Genomic DNA, 14404 nt, shown 5'->3' with positions numbered 1-14404 from the left:
GCGGCCGCCGCGCGACACGCTGGCCGGGCTGGGTCCCCGGGCTCTATCATTCCCCTCCCGCCATTCGAGATAGGGCGGGTCTTTCTGCGGGACCGGCGATGAGGAGCATCGGTTCGACCGCGCCCGGCGCCTGGGGCGAACTGGCCGGGCGGAGCGCCAATGACAACAACGCGCCCGGGACCATGCGGCCCGGGCCGGCCGGGTCATGGGCATGGCGCCTGATGCTGGCCTTGGAGGATGCGCTGGAACGAATCCGCCAGCGCCGCGCCCTGGCCGGCCTGTCGGAGCCGGATCTGAAGGATCTCGGCTGGACCCGCGGCGACGCGCTGGCCGAGCTGTCGAAGCCGTTCTGGCGCTGAATGGCCTGCCACCCGAAGCCGCTGGGCGTAGGGTGGCGGAGGGACCGGGATTCGAACCCGGGCACGGAATTTCTCCCGTGGACGGTTTAGCAAACCGTTGCCTTCAGCCGCTCGGCCACCCCTCCGTCGAACGGCAGCGCCGCTCGGTCCGGGGTTCTTAAGGGGGCTTCGAGGCCTTGTCAATGACGGCTCGCGCCGCATCCCGGCCCGCTCCGCTGCCCGGCCGTGGCTGGCCCGTGGCGCGACCACCTCAGGGTGTGGCAAATCGGCATCCGGCCATGCCCCCGTCACCGGATTTTCTTGATCGCGCCATCGCTCCCCTATAGTGCTGGAAAGGTTACCGGGCAGGAAAATGATGGGGTGCTTCGGCCGAATGTCTGCCGTCACGGTGCGAGAGAGACCGATGCCGATGCCGCCCGAACCGCTGGACCAAGCCTGCCGAAAGCGAAGCTGAATGAAGCCAGTCACGCCGCTGCTCGACGCCATCCACACCCCAGAAGACCTCCGACTCCTGCCGGCTTCCGACGTGAAGCAGGTCGCCGATGAGCTCAGGGCCGAGACCATAGACGCGGTCTCGACCACGGGCGGGCATCTCGGCGCCGGCCTCGGCGTGGTCGAGCTCACCGTCGCCCTCCACCGGGTGTTCGACACCCCGCGCGACAAGCTGATCTGGGATGTCGGCCACCAGGCCTACCCGCACAAGATCCTGACCGGGCGGCGCGACCGCATCCGCACCCTGCGCCAGGGCGGCGGCCTGTCCGGCTTCACCAAGCGGTCGGAGAGCGCGTACGACCCGTTCGGCGCGGCGCACAGCTCGACCTCGATCTCGGCCGGCCTCGGCATGGCCGTGGCGCGCGACCTGAAGGGTGAGGACTTCCGAGTCGTCGCCGTGATCGGCGACGGCGCCATGAGCGCCGGCATGGCCTATGAGGCGATGAACAACGCCGGCGCGCTGAAGAGCCGCCTGGTCGTCATCCTCAACGACAACGACATGTCGATCGCCCCGCCGGTCGGCGCCATGAGCGCCTATCTGTCGCGGCTGATCTCCTCGCGCTCCTACCGCTCGCTGCGACACCTGATGCGCGACGTCACCGCGGTGTTCCCGAAGCCGGTGGCGCGCGCCGCCAAGCGGGCCGAGGAATACGCCCGCGGCTTCGTCACCGGCGGCACGCTGTTCGAGGAGCTCGGCTTCTACTATGTCGGCCCGATCGACGGGCACAATCTCGACCACCTGCTGCCGGTGCTCGAGAATGTCCGCGACGCCGATGACGGCCCGGTGCTGGTCCATGTCGTCACCCAGAAGGGCAAGGGCTACGGCCCGGCCGAAGCGGCGCCGGACAAGTATCACGGCGTCAGCCGCTTCGACGTCATCACCGGCGCCCAGGCCAAGCCGAAGAGCAACGCGCCGAGCTACACCGGCGTCTTCGCCCAGGCCCTGATCCAGGAGGCGGAGGCGGACGAGCGCATCGTCGCCGTCACCGCCGCGATGCCGTCCGGCACCGGGCTCGACAAGTTCGCCCAGCGCTTCCCGGACCGCACCTTCGATGTCGGCATCGCCGAGCAGCATGCGGTGACCTTCGCGGCGGGCATGGCGACGGAAGGCTTCAAGCCGTTCTGCGCGATCTACTCGACCTTCCTGCAGCGCGCCTACGACCAGGTGGTGCACGACGTGGCGATCCAGCACCTGCCGGTGCGCTTCGCCATCGACCGCGCCGGGCTGGTCGGCGCCGACGGCGCCACCCATGCCGGCGCCTTCGACATCCCCTATCTCGGCTGCCTGCCCGGCATGGTGCTGATGGCCGCGGCCGACGAGGCCGAGTTGGTGCACATGGTGGCGACCGCCGCGGCACTCGACGACCGGCCCTCGGCCTTCCGCTACCCGCGCGGCGACGGCGTCGGCGTCGAGCTGCCGGCCCGCGGCCAGCCGCTGCCGCTCGGCAAGGGCCGCGTGCTGCGCGAGGGCACCACCATCGCGCTGCTCAGCTATGGCACCCGGCTGCAGGAATGCCTGGCGGCGGCCGAGGTCCTGGGCGGCATGGGCCTGTCGACCACCGTCGCCGACGCCCGCTTCGCCAAGCCGCTCGACACCGGGCTGGTCGGCCAGCTGGCCCGCCACCACGCCGTGCTGATCACGGTGGAGGAGGGGGCCGAGGGCGGCTTCGGCAGCATCGTGCTGCACCATCTGGCCCGCGCCGGCCTGTTGGACCACGGGCTGAAGATGCGGCCGATGACGCTGCCGGACCGGTTCCAGGACCACGAAAAGCCGGAGCTGCAATATGCCGAGGCGGCGCTGTCGGCGCAGGACATCGTCGCCACCGCCGCCGCCGCGCTCGGCCTCGACACGCCGGCCACCGGTGTGATCCGCGCCTGACCGCTTCCGCTGTTTCCGGGTGAACGGCCGTCCCGATCTCCGGGCGGCCGTTTTCCTTTGTGCGGGACCGATTTCCCGTGCGGCGGAAGCGGCGCATCGGCGATGATGGCCGCCGAATCGATCCTGTGGGGACGGGAAGGGGGACAGAATGAGGCTGCGGCACGCCATCCTGGGGGTGGCTGCGATCACGGCGCTGGGCGCCTGCGTTCCGGCATCCGGGGAGACCAAGCCGCCCGCGGCCGCTGCGGCGCCGGCCGCGGTGACCGGGATCGAGGCGTTTCGCGGCTCCTGGGTCGGCGCCAGCCAGGGCGAGGGCGACACCCGCCGGGCCGCGGCGCTGGTGATCGATGCGTCGGCCGATGGCGGGCTGTTCCTGCGCTGGCGCAGCGCCGAGGGGCCGCGCGACGGCGCGGCCAATGACGACCAGCTCAAGATGCGCGAGAACACCGCGATCTTCGCGCCCGGCAAGACGCCGAACGTCTGGTCGGCCCGGGCGGACAGCGGCGCCCAGGCCAAGGCGCGGCTGGAAGGCTCGGTGCTGACCACCGAGCTGACGGCGAAGACCGGCGGCCAGACCGAGCTGCAGACCTACCGCCGCACCCTGACCGCGCCCGGCAAGCTGTCGCTGCACTACACCCGGACGGTGAACGGCAAGGTCGATTCCACGATCGACGCGGATTTCGTCAAGCTGCCGTGAGGTGATCGACCTCCACATGAAGCCAGAATCTTACTTGCTCGGGTAGCGGCGTAGGTTGGGTTCGCGTTTGCGAACCCAACATCGGCTCGGGCTGTTGGGTTCGCTGTCGCGAACCCAACCTACAGCTGGTCTTTTTCACACCCGGCTCAGACGGATGTCGATCTCGCGGTCGACGTAGCGCCACTCCGTCGTCTCGCGCAGCCGGCGCACCAGGGCCTCGAAGGCGTCGACATGCTCGGGCGCGTATTCGAACCAGGTCAGGAAATCGAAGGGCTCGCCCAGTTCGCGGCTGTGATGCAGGCGCTGGGCGACGGCCGGCAGGTATTCCAGGCCGATGGCGATATGGCGCGACTGCTCCTCGAACACGGCGCGGCGCTGGTCCTGGGCCAGAGCCCACCAGGCCTCGGTCTTGCGGATCGGGATCAGCGCCGCCCGGGTCGCCTCCGGCCGGCCCAATCCCTGCTGCCGGGCGACGAGCGCATCGGCCTCGGGCCGGGTGGTGTAGCGCTGGTTGCTGGTGGTGCCGCGCAGTGCCCACGCGCCACCGGCGCCATCCGGCGGCTGCGGCCCCTCCCGCACGGCGAGCCGTTCGGCCATGGGCAGGGCATCGCCGATCACGGCATCGATCCGGTCGATCCGCCACGGGCCTCGCAGGCCGGCGGCGAAGGTGACGAGGAGAGGGACGGGCATACCGCATTCTGAGCATGGCAGGAGGATCGGGTGCAATTGCTCTGGTCGTGGGAAAAGCTGTTGCAGGCGTACAAGCCCGGCCTCATCTTATGTCAAGGTTTGACATAGGTGTGTTCAATGGCGACCAACGTACACCTGACGCCAGAGCTGGAGCGCTTCGCCCGCAAATGCGTGGAGGAGGGGCGCTACAACAACGTCAGTGAGGTCGTGCGGTCCGGCCTGCGCCTGTTGCAGGAAGCCGAAGAGCGCCGCCAAGCCTTTATGGCGATGCTACGAGAGGCGGAGGAAGAAGGTGACCGGGAGGGCACGTTCACGCTGGACGAGGTTCTCGCAGAAGCTCAACAGATCATTGCCGACGCCAAACGGTGAAAGCGGCGAAATTCTTGCCACAGGCGCGGCGCGACCTTTTGGAAGCGGTGCGCTGGATCGCGAAGGATAACGCTGCGGCCGCTCAGGCTTTGCTGGATACCGCAGCGGGCGGAGCGAACCGGATCGGCGCACATCCCGACATCGGTGCTCATCGACCTGATGTCGCAGAACGGCGATATCGATTCCTGATCCTGCCGGGTTTCCCTTACGTCATGGTCTATGACTGCGAGCGCCGGCCGCCGATCATCATTCGTGTGCTGCACGGAGCTCGCGATCTCGCCGGGCTGCTGCGGGATCTGCCGCCGACGGCATGATCCTTATCTACGCTCACCCCGCCCGTCTTCCGATCGGCTCGGCTCTATATTCGTTCGGGTCGATGCCGTGGCGGGTGAGCTTGTCGTAGAAGGTCTTGCGCGGCAGGCCCAGCGCCTCGTGCGTCGCCCGCACGTCGCCCTTGTGCGCCGCCAGCGCCTCGCGCAGCAGGGCGGCCTCGTAGCGCTCGACCCGCTCCGGCAGGCTGGCCGGCGTCTCCAGCGGCGCCGGGGCGTCGATCCCGCCGAGGCCGAGCGCGACCCGGTCGGCGAAATGCGCCAGCTCCCGCACATTGCCCGGCCAGTCATGGTCCAGCAGGTGCCGCCGCACCGCGTCGCCGAGCGGCGGCGGGTCGCGGCGGAAGCGTTCGGCGGCGCGGGCCAGGAAATGGGCGAACAGCAGCGGGATGTCGGCCCGGCGCTCGCGCAAGGGCGGGATGCGCAGCGTCACCACGTTCAGCCGGTAGTACAGGTCGGCCCGGAACTTCCCCTCCTGCGACGCCGTGGCGAGGTCGGTCTTGGTGGCGGCGACCACGCGCAGATCCAGCGGCCGGCGCTCATTGGTGCCGAGCGGCTCGACCGCCCGCTCCTCCAGCACGCGCAGCAGCTTGACCTGCAGCGCCGCCGGCATGCTCTCGACCTCGTCCAGGAACAGGGTGCCGCCATCGGCATGCTCGATCCGGCCGATGCGGCGCTTCTGCGCCCCGGTGAAGGCGCCGGCCTCGTGCCCGAACAGCTCGCTCTCGATCACGCTCTCCGGCAGCGCGCCGCAGTTCAGCGCCACCAGCGGCTTCGACCGCCGCCGACTCCAGCGGTGGAGCGCCTCGGCCACCACCTCCTTGCCCGATCCGGTCTCGCCCAGCACCAGCACGTCGACATCGGCGTCGGCGACGTTGCGCACGGCGTCGCGCAGCCGCTCCATCTCCGGCGTGTCGCCAAGGAAGGCGAGGTCGTCGGCCTCTTCCAGCTGCGCCTTCAACCGGCGGTTCTCGATCACCAGGCGCCGCTTCTCCACCGCCCGGCGGACGCTGTCGACCAGCCGCTCGGCCGGGTAGGGCTTGGCCAGGAAGTCGTAGGCGCCGTCCCGCATGGCGCCGACCGCCATGGCGATGTCGCCATGGCCGGTGATCAGGATCACCGGCAGGTCGGGGTCGAGCTCGCGCAGCTTCTGGAACAAGGCGAGGCCGTCGGTCTCCGGCATGCGGATGTCGGTGACCACGGCGCCCGGGAAGTCGCGGTCGACCGTGTCCAGCGCGGCGCGGGCGGAGTCCAGCGCCGTGACCTCGAAGCCGGCCAGCTCCAGGCTTTGCACATTGGCGTGCCGGATCTCGGCCTCGTCGTCGACGAAGACCACTTGCCCCGCCGTGGTCATGGCGCCCGCTTCAGCGTCACGGTGAACACGGCGCCGCCGCCGTCGCGGTTGGTGGCGGCGATGCTGCCGCCGAACTCCCGCGCGATGTCCTGGCAGATCACCAGGCCGAGGCCGAGCCCGGCCGGCTTGGAGGTGGCGAAGGGGATGAACAGCGCCTTCATCGCGTCGGAGTCGAGGCCCTTGCCGGTATCGGACACCGCGATCCTAACCTCCTCGGCCTCCCCCGCGTCCACGGGGATGTCCACCGCGATGCGGATCTCCGGGCCGGGCCGGCCGTCGACGGCGTCGAGCGCGTTCTGCAGCAGGTTGACCAGGATCTGCTCCAGCCGCACCCGCTCCGCCACCACCCGGATGTCGCCCGGGGGCAGGTCCTGCACCAGCCGCACCGACTGGCGGCGGATCCGCGGCCGGGTCAGCAGCAGCGCCCCCTCGACCGCATCGGCGCAGGAGGTCGCCTCGATCCGGTTGGTCGCCTTGCGCGAGAAGGCGCGCAGATGCTGGGTGATGGTGCCGACCCGGTCGGTCAGCCCGGCGATGGTCGACAGGTTCTCGCGCACCGCCGCCGGCTTGTCGCGCTCCAGGAACACCGAGGCGTTGTCGGCATAGGCGCGGATCGCCGCCACCGGCTGGTTGATCTCATGCGCCACGCTGGCCGCGACCTGGCCCAGGATCGCCAGGCGGTTGGCCTGGGTCAGCTCCTCCTGCAGCTGCTGCCGGCGCTGCTCGCCGCGGCGCCGCTCCTCCATCTCCTCAGTCAGGCGCTGGTTGGCGTCGTTCAAGGCCCGGGTGCGCTCGACGACCCGGCGCTCCAGCTCCGCCTGCGCCGCCGCCTGCCGCGCCGTGTTGGTCAGGGCGCGGTTGCGGCGATACAGCAGCGCCGCGGCAGCGGCCAGGGCCAGCAGTGTCACCAGCCCGGCGATCAGCCGCGTGTCCATCATGGCGCGGCCGACGGCCGGCGAGGTCGGGGCCAGCAGATGCAGGGTCCAGCCGGTGGTCGGCACCGGGGCGGCGAGGGCCAGGAAGCGCCCGGCCATCCGCGCGCCCGGCAGGGTCGCGGTCACCGCCTCGGGCCGGGGCGAGGTCGCGTCCGGCGCGATCGGCAGCGGGTCAAGCGGCGCGCCGCCGTATTGCAGGCTCTCGCGCACCGCCGCGCGCTCTTCCTCCGGCAGCGGGCCATAGCTGCGGAAGCGCCAATCCGGCATGTCGGTCAGCAGCACCACGTTGCGCTCGTCGGTGACGAAGGCGGTCTCGGCGAAGCGGCCCCAGGCCTCCTCCATCTCGTCGAACTCGACCTTGACCACGATCACGCCCAACAGGCCGTTCGGCCCGTCGATCCGGCGCGACAGGTACGAGCCCGGCTTGCGGCTCATCGTGCCCATGGCGAAGAACTCGGCCTCGCCGGTCTCGACCGCGCGCTGGTAATAGCCGCGGAAGGCGTAGTGCTGGCCGACGAAGCTGATCGGCTCGCGCCAGTTGCTGGCCGCGATCGCGGTGCCGCCGCGGTCCAAGAGATAGATCACCGCCGCCCGCGTGCCGCGGCTCAGCGCCTCGAACTTGGCGTTGATCCCGTCCAGCCGCTGCCGGTCGTTGGCGGCGGTCAGCGCGGCGCGGACATCCGGGTCCTGGGCCAGGACGAAGGGCAGGGAGCGCTGCTTCTCCAGCTCGCTGCGGAGCATCGCGACATGCAGCCCCAGCGCCGCCTCGGCCGAGCGCGCGATCTCGCCCAGCGCGCGGTCGCGCCCGACCGGTCCGGCCTGCCAGACCACGGCGGCGAACAGCGCGGCGCCGACCGCGGCGAAGACCGCCCAGCTGCGCCACCGGTGCGGCGCGACCGGCACCGCGGCGGCGGGCCGGGCCGGGGCTGCGGCGGACAGGGGACGGTCGACAGCGGTCATGCCGGCGAGTCTAGCACCGCGGGGCCGGAATGACTGCGGCGAAGGGCTGTGCGGAACTCCGCCCGGCCCTATCCGGTCTTGTGCGGGATTCCGCACACATCGACCTGAGGTGAGCGACGGACGTCCGGGAATGGCCCTTTCCGATCAAGGGGATAACGAAAAATTGCGCAGATGCGCCTCGGCTGGCACGGCGATTGCACCTTTCCTGGGGCCGTCCGTAAGAAGGGGCATCCCCGGGGCGGCAGGAAACCCCATGCCGGCTGCGGTCATCGCGGCCTGCGCCCCGAGGAGTGTGTGCCATGGCCACAGCCGACGCCACCCCGCGTCCCGTGCCCTTCTACCGCCATCTCTACGTCCAGGTGCTGATCGCGGTCGTGATCGGCGTCCTGCTCGGCCATTTCTACCCCGAGCTCGGCGCGTCGATGAAGCCGCTCGGCGACGCCTTCATCAGCCTGGTCAAGATGATCATCTCGCCGGTGATCTTCCTGACCGTCGTCACCGGCATCGCCGGGATGCGCGACCTGGAGAAGGTCGGACGGGTCGGCGCCAAGGCGCTCGGCTACTTCCTGGTGTTCTCGACCTTGGCGCTGATCGTCGGCCTGGTGATCGCCAACCTGGTGCAGCCGGGCGCCGGCCTGAACATCGACCCGGCCACGCTCGACGCCAAGGCGGTCGAGGGCTACGCCGCCAAGGCACATGACCAGTCGATCATCGGCTTCCTGACCGGCATCATCCCGGCGACGATGTTCAGCGCCTTCGTCGGCGGCGACATCCTGCAGGTGCTGTTCGTCTCGGTGCTGTTCGGCGTCGGCCTGGCCATGACCGGCGAGAAGGGCGTGCCGGTGCTGAACTTCATGAAGGCCGTGTCGGGCGCGGTGTTCAAGGTTGTCCACATCCTGATGAAGGTGGCGCCGATCGGGGCCTTCGGCGCCATGGCCTTCACCATCGGCAAGTTCGGCATCGGCTCGGTGATCAACCTGGCCTTCCTGGTCGGCACCTTCTACGCGACCTCGATCATCTTCGTGGTGGTCGTGCTCGGCGCCGTCGCCCGCTACAACGGCTTCTCGGTCCTGGCCCTGATCCGCTACATCAAGGCCGAGCTGCTGCTGGTGCTGGGCACCAGCTCGTCGGAGGCGGCGCTGCCGTCGCTGATCGAGAAGATGGAGCGCGCGGGCTGCGCCAAGTCGGTGGTCGGGCTGGTGATCCCGACCGGCTATTCCTTCAACCTCGACGGCACCAACATCTACATGACCATGGCGGCGCTGTTCATCGCCCAGGCGACGAACACGCATCTGTCGCTCGGCGACGAGATCCTGCTGCTGGCGGTGGCGATGCTCAGCTCCAAGGGTGCGGCCGGCGTCACCGGCTCGGGCTTCATCACCCTGGCGGCGACGCTGTCGGTGGTGCCGACCGTGCCGGTCGCCGGCATGGCGCTGATCCTCGGCGTCGACCGCTTCATGTCGGAATGCCGGGCGCTGACCAACTTCATCGGCAACGCCGTCGCCGCCGTCGTGGTCGCCCGCTGGGAAGGCGCACTCGACGAGAACCGGCTGCGGGCCGCCCTCGCCGGCGAACCGCTGCCGGTGCCGGAGGACGGCACGGCCCCCGCCCCGGCGGAGTGAGACGACAGGGCGGCGGGCCGACGGTCCACCGCCCTTTCTGCGTGCAGGGTTCGAGATCACAGGGAGGCGCAGCATGGTCCTGCGATATGTCCTCGGTGTCCTCGCCGCGGCAGCGGCCTTGGTCACCCTGTCGGCGCCGCCGCTGCGGGCGGCCGATGAGAGCCCGCCCGAGAAGCCGGTCAAGGAAGTCGCCGACCGGCGCCTGCCGGTGACCACGTCGGCCGGCAGCGGCGAGCTGGCGCTCTATGTCTCGCGCGACTGGTCGCGGCCGCAGCCGGGCGTGACCCGGGCGGTGATCGTCATCCATGGCCGGCTGCGCAACGCCGACGTCTACCGCGCCTCGGCCGAGAAGGCGCTGGCGGCGGCGGGGGAGTCGGGCCAGGCCGCGATCCTGGTCGTGCCGCAATTCCTCGCCGAGGTCGATGCGCGGGCGCACCGCCTGCCGGCCGACACGCTGCGCTGGGGCACCACCGGCTGGGAGGGCGGCGGCGACGCCCGCGGCCCGGCGCCGATCAGCGCCTTCGCCGGGCTCGACGCGATCCTGGCCCGGCTGGCCGACCGCACGCTGTTCCCGGACCTGACGACGATCGTGGTGGCCGGCCATTCCGGCGGCGGCCAGGTGGTGCAGCGCTACGCCATCCTCGGCCGGGGCGAGGCAACGCCGGTCGCAGCCGGCATCGCCGTGCGCTACGTCGTCGCCAACCCGTCCTCCTACGCCTATTTCAGCCCCGACCGGCCGGACGGGGAGGGCGGCTTCGGCCCCTTCGCCGGCGCCGCCGCCTGTCCGAAATTCGACCGCTGGAAATACGGCATGGCCGATCTCCCCGCCTATGCCGGGGCAGCGACCCCGGCGGCGCTGGAGCAGGCCTATCTCGGCCGCGACGTGACCTATCTGCTCGGCACCGCCGACACCGATCCGAACCACCCGGCGCTGGACAAGACCTGCATGGCCGAGGCGCAGGGCCCTTACCGCCTCGCCCGCGGCGAGGCCTATGTGCAGTATCTGCGCGGCCGCCATCCGGACGGGTTCCGGCAGAAGCTGCTGCTGGTCCAGGGCGTCGGCCATGACGGCGACCGCATGCTGACCTCGGCCTGCGGCCTGGCCGCGCTGTTCGACCGGCCGGGCTGCGCGCCCCCGACTCCGTGACATCCGACGCCGTGACATCCGGGCCGGGGCGGCGTGGCACCGCCCCGGCATCCGGTCATTCGTGTACGGTGTACTTGCCGAGCTCGCACAGGTTGATGCCGTCGTTCTCCGCCGTCCGGCCGTCCTCGAACACTGTCTTCAGGTCGTAGGTGCAGGTGCGCCGGCCGTCGCCGATGGTCACCGTCACCTCGTTGCCGGCGGGCAGGTACTTGCCCTCCAGCAGATTGTCCTCCCAATCGTCGACATTGACCGGCGACACGTAGAACTCCGTGGCGCTGACCGAGGTGGCGTTGGTGAGGGTGAACTCCAGCTCGTCAGCCGCCATCGCCGGCGTGGCTGCGGCCAGGCCGCCGAACGCGGCCAGGGCGAACAATGCCCCTATCGAAAAGCGCATGATAATTCCTTCGACTATCCATCTCCGAACATCGGAGACGTCGGTCGAGAGTATAATGGATTATTCTTAAATTCACGGATTTCCGTTGCCCGGCTGTCGTCGCGCGCCGCAGGAATCGCGGATCACCAGCTCGGTCGGCAGGGCGATGCGGCGCTGCTCGACCGTCTCGCCCTTGAGCAGGCGGATCAGCAGCTGCGCCGCCTGGCGGCCCTGCTCGACCCCCGGGTTGCGCACCGTGGTCAGGGCCGGGCGCAGCAGGGCGGCGAAGGGCAGGTCGTCGAAGCCGACGATGGCGATGTCGTCCGGCACCGACAGCCCGGCATCGGTCAGCGCCGCCATCGCGCCCAGCGCGATGGTATCGTTGCCGGCCAGCACCGCCGTCGGCCGCGCGCCGCCGCGGTCCAGCAGCTCGCGCATCGCCCGATGGCCGCTCTCGGCGCTGAAGGCGCCATAGGCGACCAGCCGGTCCTCCGGCTCGATGCCGTGGGCGCGCAGCGATTCGCGGTAGGAGTTCAGCCGCGCATCGGTGGCGACGAAGCCGGGCGGCGAGAAGCCGATATGGGCGATCGCCCGGTGCCCCAGCCCGACCAGATGGTCCATCGAGCGGCGGATGGCGCGGCGGGTGGAGAAATTCACCGCATGCTCGCGCGGATGGCGGACCGAGCCGAGCAGCACCAGCGGGAAGCCCTGGTCGATCAGCGCATGGATCTGCGGCGCGTCGGTCGGCGGGTTCAGCACGATCAGCCCGTCGATGCGGCGGCCCTCCACCAGCTCGCCATAGGCGTGCGGCCCGGCGCCGGGCTCGACCCCCTCCAGCAGGATGCGATAGCCGCTCTCGCTCGTCGCCTGGCTGATGCCGTACAGCAGCTGCGGCACGAAGCCGTCGACCGCCAGCACCTGCGGGTCGGTGACCACCAGGCCGATGGTCTCGGTGTCGCCGCGCACCAGCATCCGCGCCGCCGAGTTCGGCCGGTACCCCAGCGCCGCCGCGGCCTCCAGCACGCGCTGCCGGGTCTCGGCGCTGATCACCACCGCCTTCGACCGGTTCAGCACCATCGAGACGGTGGCGCGCGACACCCCGGCCCGGCGGGCGACATCGTGGCTGGTGACCCTGCGTCGTTCCATGTCCATCCGCTTCACGGGCGCCCCGGCCGATCGGAAACGCCCTTGTCCCTGTGCCATGCCGGTCGGCGCTTGACAAGCCGGCCGGATCTCGTTTGACTATAGCTAACACGTGTTAGTAACGATACTGACACGTGTCATCCACAGACAGAAGCCCTGCTTCCATAGGATGCCGGGGCCCGATCCGGGGAGGATGGTCGAGGATGGTGGCAGCGGAATGGAGCAGGCCGGCGGCGGCCGGCTGGCTGCGGTCCCGGCCCAAGCTGCGGGCGGCGCTGCAGCGCAACCTGACCGGCTGGCTGTTCATCTTGCCGGCGCTGATCGGCTTCGGCATCTTCTACCTGTACCCGACGCTGCGGGCGGTCGAGATCAGCCTGACCGACTGGAACCTGATGCGGGCGCCGAAATTCATCGGCTTCGACAACTACGTGAAGCTGGCCGGGGACCCGCGCTTCTGGCAGTCGGCCCGCATCACCATCGCCTATGTGCTCTACAACATCCCGCTGCAGACCGTGCTGGGCTTGGCCCTGGCGGTGATGATGGACCGGCTGAGCAAGTCGGTGGCGCTGCGGGCGGTGGTGATCGCGCCCTATCTCCTGTCCAACGTCATCGCCGCGCTGATCTGGCTGTGGCTGCTCGACCCGCTGCTCGGCATGACCAACGCCTTCCTCGGGCTGGTCGGGGTGCCGCGCCAGTCCTTCCTGGCGACGCCGGACATCGCCATCATGTCGATCGCCGGGATCAACATCTGGCGCCATGTCGGCCTCACCGCGCTCCTGTTTTACGCCGGGCTGCAGGCGATCCCGCGCTCGCTGTACGAGGCGGCGCGGCTGGAAGGGGCGGGGGAGTGGGTGGTGTTCCGCCGCATCACCCTGCCGCTCTTGCGCCCGGTGCTGGTGTTCGTGCTGGTGACCAGCGTGATCGGCTCGTTCCAGGTGTTCGACACCATCGCCGTCACCACCCAGGGCGGGCCGGCGAACTCGACCAGCGCGATCATCTGGTATGTCTACGAAAGCGCCTTCCGCTTCTCGAAGATGGGCTACGCCTCGGCGATGTCGGTGGCGCTGTTCGCGGTGCTGATCCTGATCACCATCCTGCAGATGCGGGCGCTGCGCGCCGGCAGCTCGGATCTCGAGTGAGGGGGCAGCCATGACCGCGACCGCAATCCTGCCGCAAGCCTCCGCCTTCCGCCTGTCCCCTGGCCGCATCCTGGCCTGGGCGATGCTGGCCGGCTTCATCGTCTGCTCGCTGTTCCCGCTCTGGATCACGCTGAAGACGGCGCTGGTGCCGACCTCGACGCTGTTCGACCAGGCGACTTTGCTGGTGCCGGTCGAGGTGACCCTCGACAACTTCCGTCGCGTGCTGGGCCTGGCGCCGGTCGACCCCGCCACCCCGTCGACGCCGATCAACTTCGCCCTGGCGCTGCGCAACAGCCTGATCTTCACGCTGCTGACGGTCGGCGGGCAGATCTTCTTCTCGGCGCTGGCCGCCTATGCCTTCGCGCGGATCCGCTTCATCGGGTCGACGGTGATCTTCTACCTGTTCATCGCCGCCACCATGATCCCGGCGATCGTGCTGTTCATCCCGAACTTCGTGCTGATCAAGGAGCTGGGCTGGCTGAACACCTTCCAGGGCATGGTGGCGCCGACCATCCTGATGTCGCCCTTCGCCGTGTTCTTCCTGCGTCAGTTCTTCCTGACCACCCCGCGCGAGCTGGAGGAGGCGGCGCGGATCGACGGCGCCACGCCGTTCCGCACCTTCTGGTCGGTGGTGCTGCCGGTGCACAAGAGCGCCATCGCCACCCTGGCGATCCTGCTGTCGATCAACGCCTGGAACGATTTCTTCTGGCCGTTCCTGGTCGGGCGCGACGCCGACGTCCGGGTCATGTCGGTGGCGCTGGCCGCCTTCAAGACCCAGCAGCAGAACGGCAATCCGGACTGGACCGGGCTGATGGCCGGTACCGTGCTGTCGATCGTGCCGGTGATCGTGCTGCTCGTGCTGTTCGGCCGGCGCGTCGTCGAATCCCTGCAGTTCAGCGGGCTGAAATGACCCGCG

At 70.0% G+C, this 14404-nt stretch carries 14 protein-coding genes and 1 tRNA gene; 9 read left to right on the top strand and 6 right to left on the bottom strand.

Features of this window, described 5'->3' with window-relative positions:
* The first annotated feature begins 98 nt into the window (after positions 1-98).
* Positions 99-359, top strand: a complete 261-nt coding sequence (locus tag ACTOWL_RS28150) for a DUF1127 domain-containing protein (RefSeq protein WP_441324598.1) — start codon at positions 99-101, stop codon at positions 357-359.
* Positions 360-392: 33 nt separating this feature from the next.
* Here ACTOWL_RS28150 and ACTOWL_RS28145 read toward each other — a convergent pair.
* Positions 393-484 (bottom strand) — tRNA-Ser (locus ACTOWL_RS28145).
* Between the two features lie 329 nt (positions 485-813).
* On the opposite strand from ACTOWL_RS28145, the gene dxs reads away from it, so the two are divergent.
* Complete coding sequence (gene dxs, locus ACTOWL_RS28140) at positions 814-2730, top strand: 1-deoxy-D-xylulose-5-phosphate synthase (protein WP_441324597.1); 1917 nt, start codon at positions 814-816, stop codon at positions 2728-2730.
* 148 nt (positions 2731-2878) lie between these two features.
* Positions 2879-3427: a hypothetical protein gene (locus ACTOWL_RS28135; RefSeq protein ID WP_441324596.1), complete on the top strand. Its 549-nt coding sequence runs from the start codon at positions 2879-2881 to the stop codon at positions 3425-3427.
* Positions 3428-3562: 135 nt separating this feature from the next.
* Here the strand turns inward: ACTOWL_RS28135 and ACTOWL_RS28130 are convergent, their stop codons facing one another.
* On the bottom strand, positions 3563-4117 hold the full coding sequence (locus tag ACTOWL_RS28130; protein WP_441324595.1) for a chlorite dismutase family protein: 555 nt from the start codon (positions 4115-4117) through the stop codon (positions 3563-3565).
* A gap of 117 nt (positions 4118-4234) precedes the next feature.
* On the opposite strand from ACTOWL_RS28130, the gene ACTOWL_RS28125 reads away from it, so the two are divergent.
* Positions 4235-4486: a type II toxin-antitoxin system ParD family antitoxin gene (locus ACTOWL_RS28125; RefSeq protein ID WP_441324594.1), complete on the top strand. Its 252-nt coding sequence runs from the start codon at positions 4235-4237 to the stop codon at positions 4484-4486.
* Positions 4483-4800 carry a type II toxin-antitoxin system RelE/ParE family toxin gene (locus ACTOWL_RS28120; protein WP_441324593.1) on the top strand — a complete coding sequence of 106 codons (318 nt, stop codon included), beginning with the start codon at positions 4483-4485 and terminating at the stop codon, positions 4798-4800. The genes ACTOWL_RS28125 and ACTOWL_RS28120 overlap by 4 nt, the downstream gene beginning before the upstream one ends.
* 13 nt (positions 4801-4813) lie before the next feature.
* Here ACTOWL_RS28120 and ACTOWL_RS28115 read toward each other — a convergent pair whose 3' ends face one another.
* Positions 4814-6169 (bottom strand): sigma-54-dependent transcriptional regulator, encoded by a 1356-nt coding sequence (locus tag ACTOWL_RS28115; RefSeq protein WP_441324592.1) that lies wholly within the window; start codon positions 6167-6169, stop codon positions 4814-4816.
* Positions 6166-8064: a sensor histidine kinase gene (locus tag ACTOWL_RS28110; RefSeq protein WP_441324591.1), complete on the bottom strand. Its 1899-nt coding sequence runs from the start codon at positions 8062-8064 to the stop codon at positions 6166-6168. Before ACTOWL_RS28110 ends, ACTOWL_RS28115 begins: the two co-directional genes overlap by 4 nt.
* 299 nt (positions 8065-8363) lie before the next feature.
* Between ACTOWL_RS28110 and ACTOWL_RS28105 the strand changes: the two genes are divergently transcribed.
* Positions 8364-9686 carry a dicarboxylate/amino acid:cation symporter gene (locus tag ACTOWL_RS28105; RefSeq protein ID WP_441324590.1) on the top strand — a complete coding sequence of 441 codons (1323 nt, stop codon included), beginning with the start codon at positions 8364-8366 and terminating at the stop codon, positions 9684-9686.
* A 73-nt stretch (positions 9687-9759) separates the two neighbouring features.
* Complete coding sequence (locus ACTOWL_RS28100; RefSeq protein WP_441324589.1) at positions 9760-10833, top strand: hypothetical protein; 1074 nt, start codon at positions 9760-9762, stop codon at positions 10831-10833.
* 55 nt (positions 10834-10888) lie between these two features.
* On the opposite strand, the gene ACTOWL_RS28095 is transcribed toward ACTOWL_RS28100, so the two are convergent.
* Positions 10889-11227, bottom strand: coding sequence for a hypothetical protein (locus ACTOWL_RS28095; RefSeq protein ID WP_441324588.1), 339 nt, complete (start codon positions 11225-11227; stop codon positions 10889-10891).
* 72 nt (positions 11228-11299) lie between these two features.
* Positions 11300-12352 (bottom strand): LacI family DNA-binding transcriptional regulator, encoded by a 1053-nt coding sequence (locus ACTOWL_RS28090; RefSeq protein WP_441324587.1) that lies wholly within the window; start codon positions 12350-12352, stop codon positions 11300-11302.
* 200 nt (positions 12353-12552) lie between these two features.
* Here ACTOWL_RS28090 and ACTOWL_RS28085 point away from each other — a divergent pair, with 200 nt between their 5' ends.
* Positions 12553-13488, top strand: coding sequence for a carbohydrate ABC transporter permease (locus ACTOWL_RS28085; protein WP_441324586.1), 936 nt, complete (start codon positions 12553-12555; stop codon positions 13486-13488).
* A 10-nt stretch (positions 13489-13498) separates the two neighbouring features.
* Entirely contained in the window at positions 13499-14398 is a 900-nt protein-coding gene (locus ACTOWL_RS28080) for a carbohydrate ABC transporter permease (RefSeq protein ID WP_441324585.1), read from the top strand.
* Positions 14399-14404 lie beyond the last annotated feature (6 nt).

It is taken from the genome of Inquilinus sp. CA228, from assembly GCF_052078665.1.
Taxonomy (GTDB): Bacteria; Pseudomonadota; Alphaproteobacteria; order DSM-16000; family Inquilinaceae; genus Inquilinus.
This window is presented reverse-complemented; position numbering and strand designations above follow the sequence as displayed.

Excerpts from the sequence above, each read along its gene's own strand:
- ACTOWL_RS28105 (WP_441324590.1), top strand. The coding sequence starts at position 8,364 with ATGGCCACAGCCGACGCCACCCCGCGTCCCGTGCCCTTCTACCGCCAT.
- ACTOWL_RS28135 (WP_441324596.1), top strand. The coding sequence starts at position 2,879 with ATGAGGCTGCGGCACGCCATCCTGGGGGTGGCTGCGATCACGGCGCTG.
- dxs (WP_441324597.1), top strand. The coding sequence starts at position 814 with ATGAAGCCAGTCACGCCGCTGCTCGACGCCATCCACACCCCAGAAGAC.
- ACTOWL_RS28085 (WP_441324586.1), top strand. The coding sequence starts at position 12,553 with ATGGTGGCAGCGGAATGGAGCAGGCCGGCGGCGGCCGGCTGGCTGCGG.
- ACTOWL_RS28100 (WP_441324589.1), top strand. The coding sequence starts at position 9,760 with ATGGTCCTGCGATATGTCCTCGGTGTCCTCGCCGCGGCAGCGGCCTTG.
- ACTOWL_RS28110 (WP_441324591.1), bottom strand. The coding sequence starts at position 8,064 with ATGACCGCTGTCGACCGTCCCCTGTCCGCCGCAGCCCCGGCCCGGCCC.
- ACTOWL_RS28115 (WP_441324592.1), bottom strand. The coding sequence starts at position 6,169 with ATGACCACGGCGGGGCAAGTGGTCTTCGTCGACGACGAGGCCGAGATC.
- ACTOWL_RS28130 (WP_441324595.1), bottom strand. The coding sequence starts at position 4,117 with ATGCCCGTCCCTCTCCTCGTCACCTTCGCCGCCGGCCTGCGAGGCCCG.
- ACTOWL_RS28080 (WP_441324585.1), top strand. The coding sequence starts at position 13,499 with ATGACCGCGACCGCAATCCTGCCGCAAGCCTCCGCCTTCCGCCTGTCC.
- ACTOWL_RS28095 (WP_441324588.1), bottom strand. The coding sequence starts at position 11,227 with ATGCGCTTTTCGATAGGGGCATTGTTCGCCCTGGCCGCGTTCGGCGGC.
- ACTOWL_RS28090 (WP_441324587.1), bottom strand. The coding sequence starts at position 12,352 with ATGGAACGACGCAGGGTCACCAGCCACGATGTCGCCCGCCGGGCCGGG.
- ACTOWL_RS28125 (WP_441324594.1), top strand. The coding sequence starts at position 4,235 with ATGGCGACCAACGTACACCTGACGCCAGAGCTGGAGCGCTTCGCCCGC.
- ACTOWL_RS28150 (WP_441324598.1), top strand. The coding sequence starts at position 99 with ATGAGGAGCATCGGTTCGACCGCGCCCGGCGCCTGGGGCGAACTGGCC.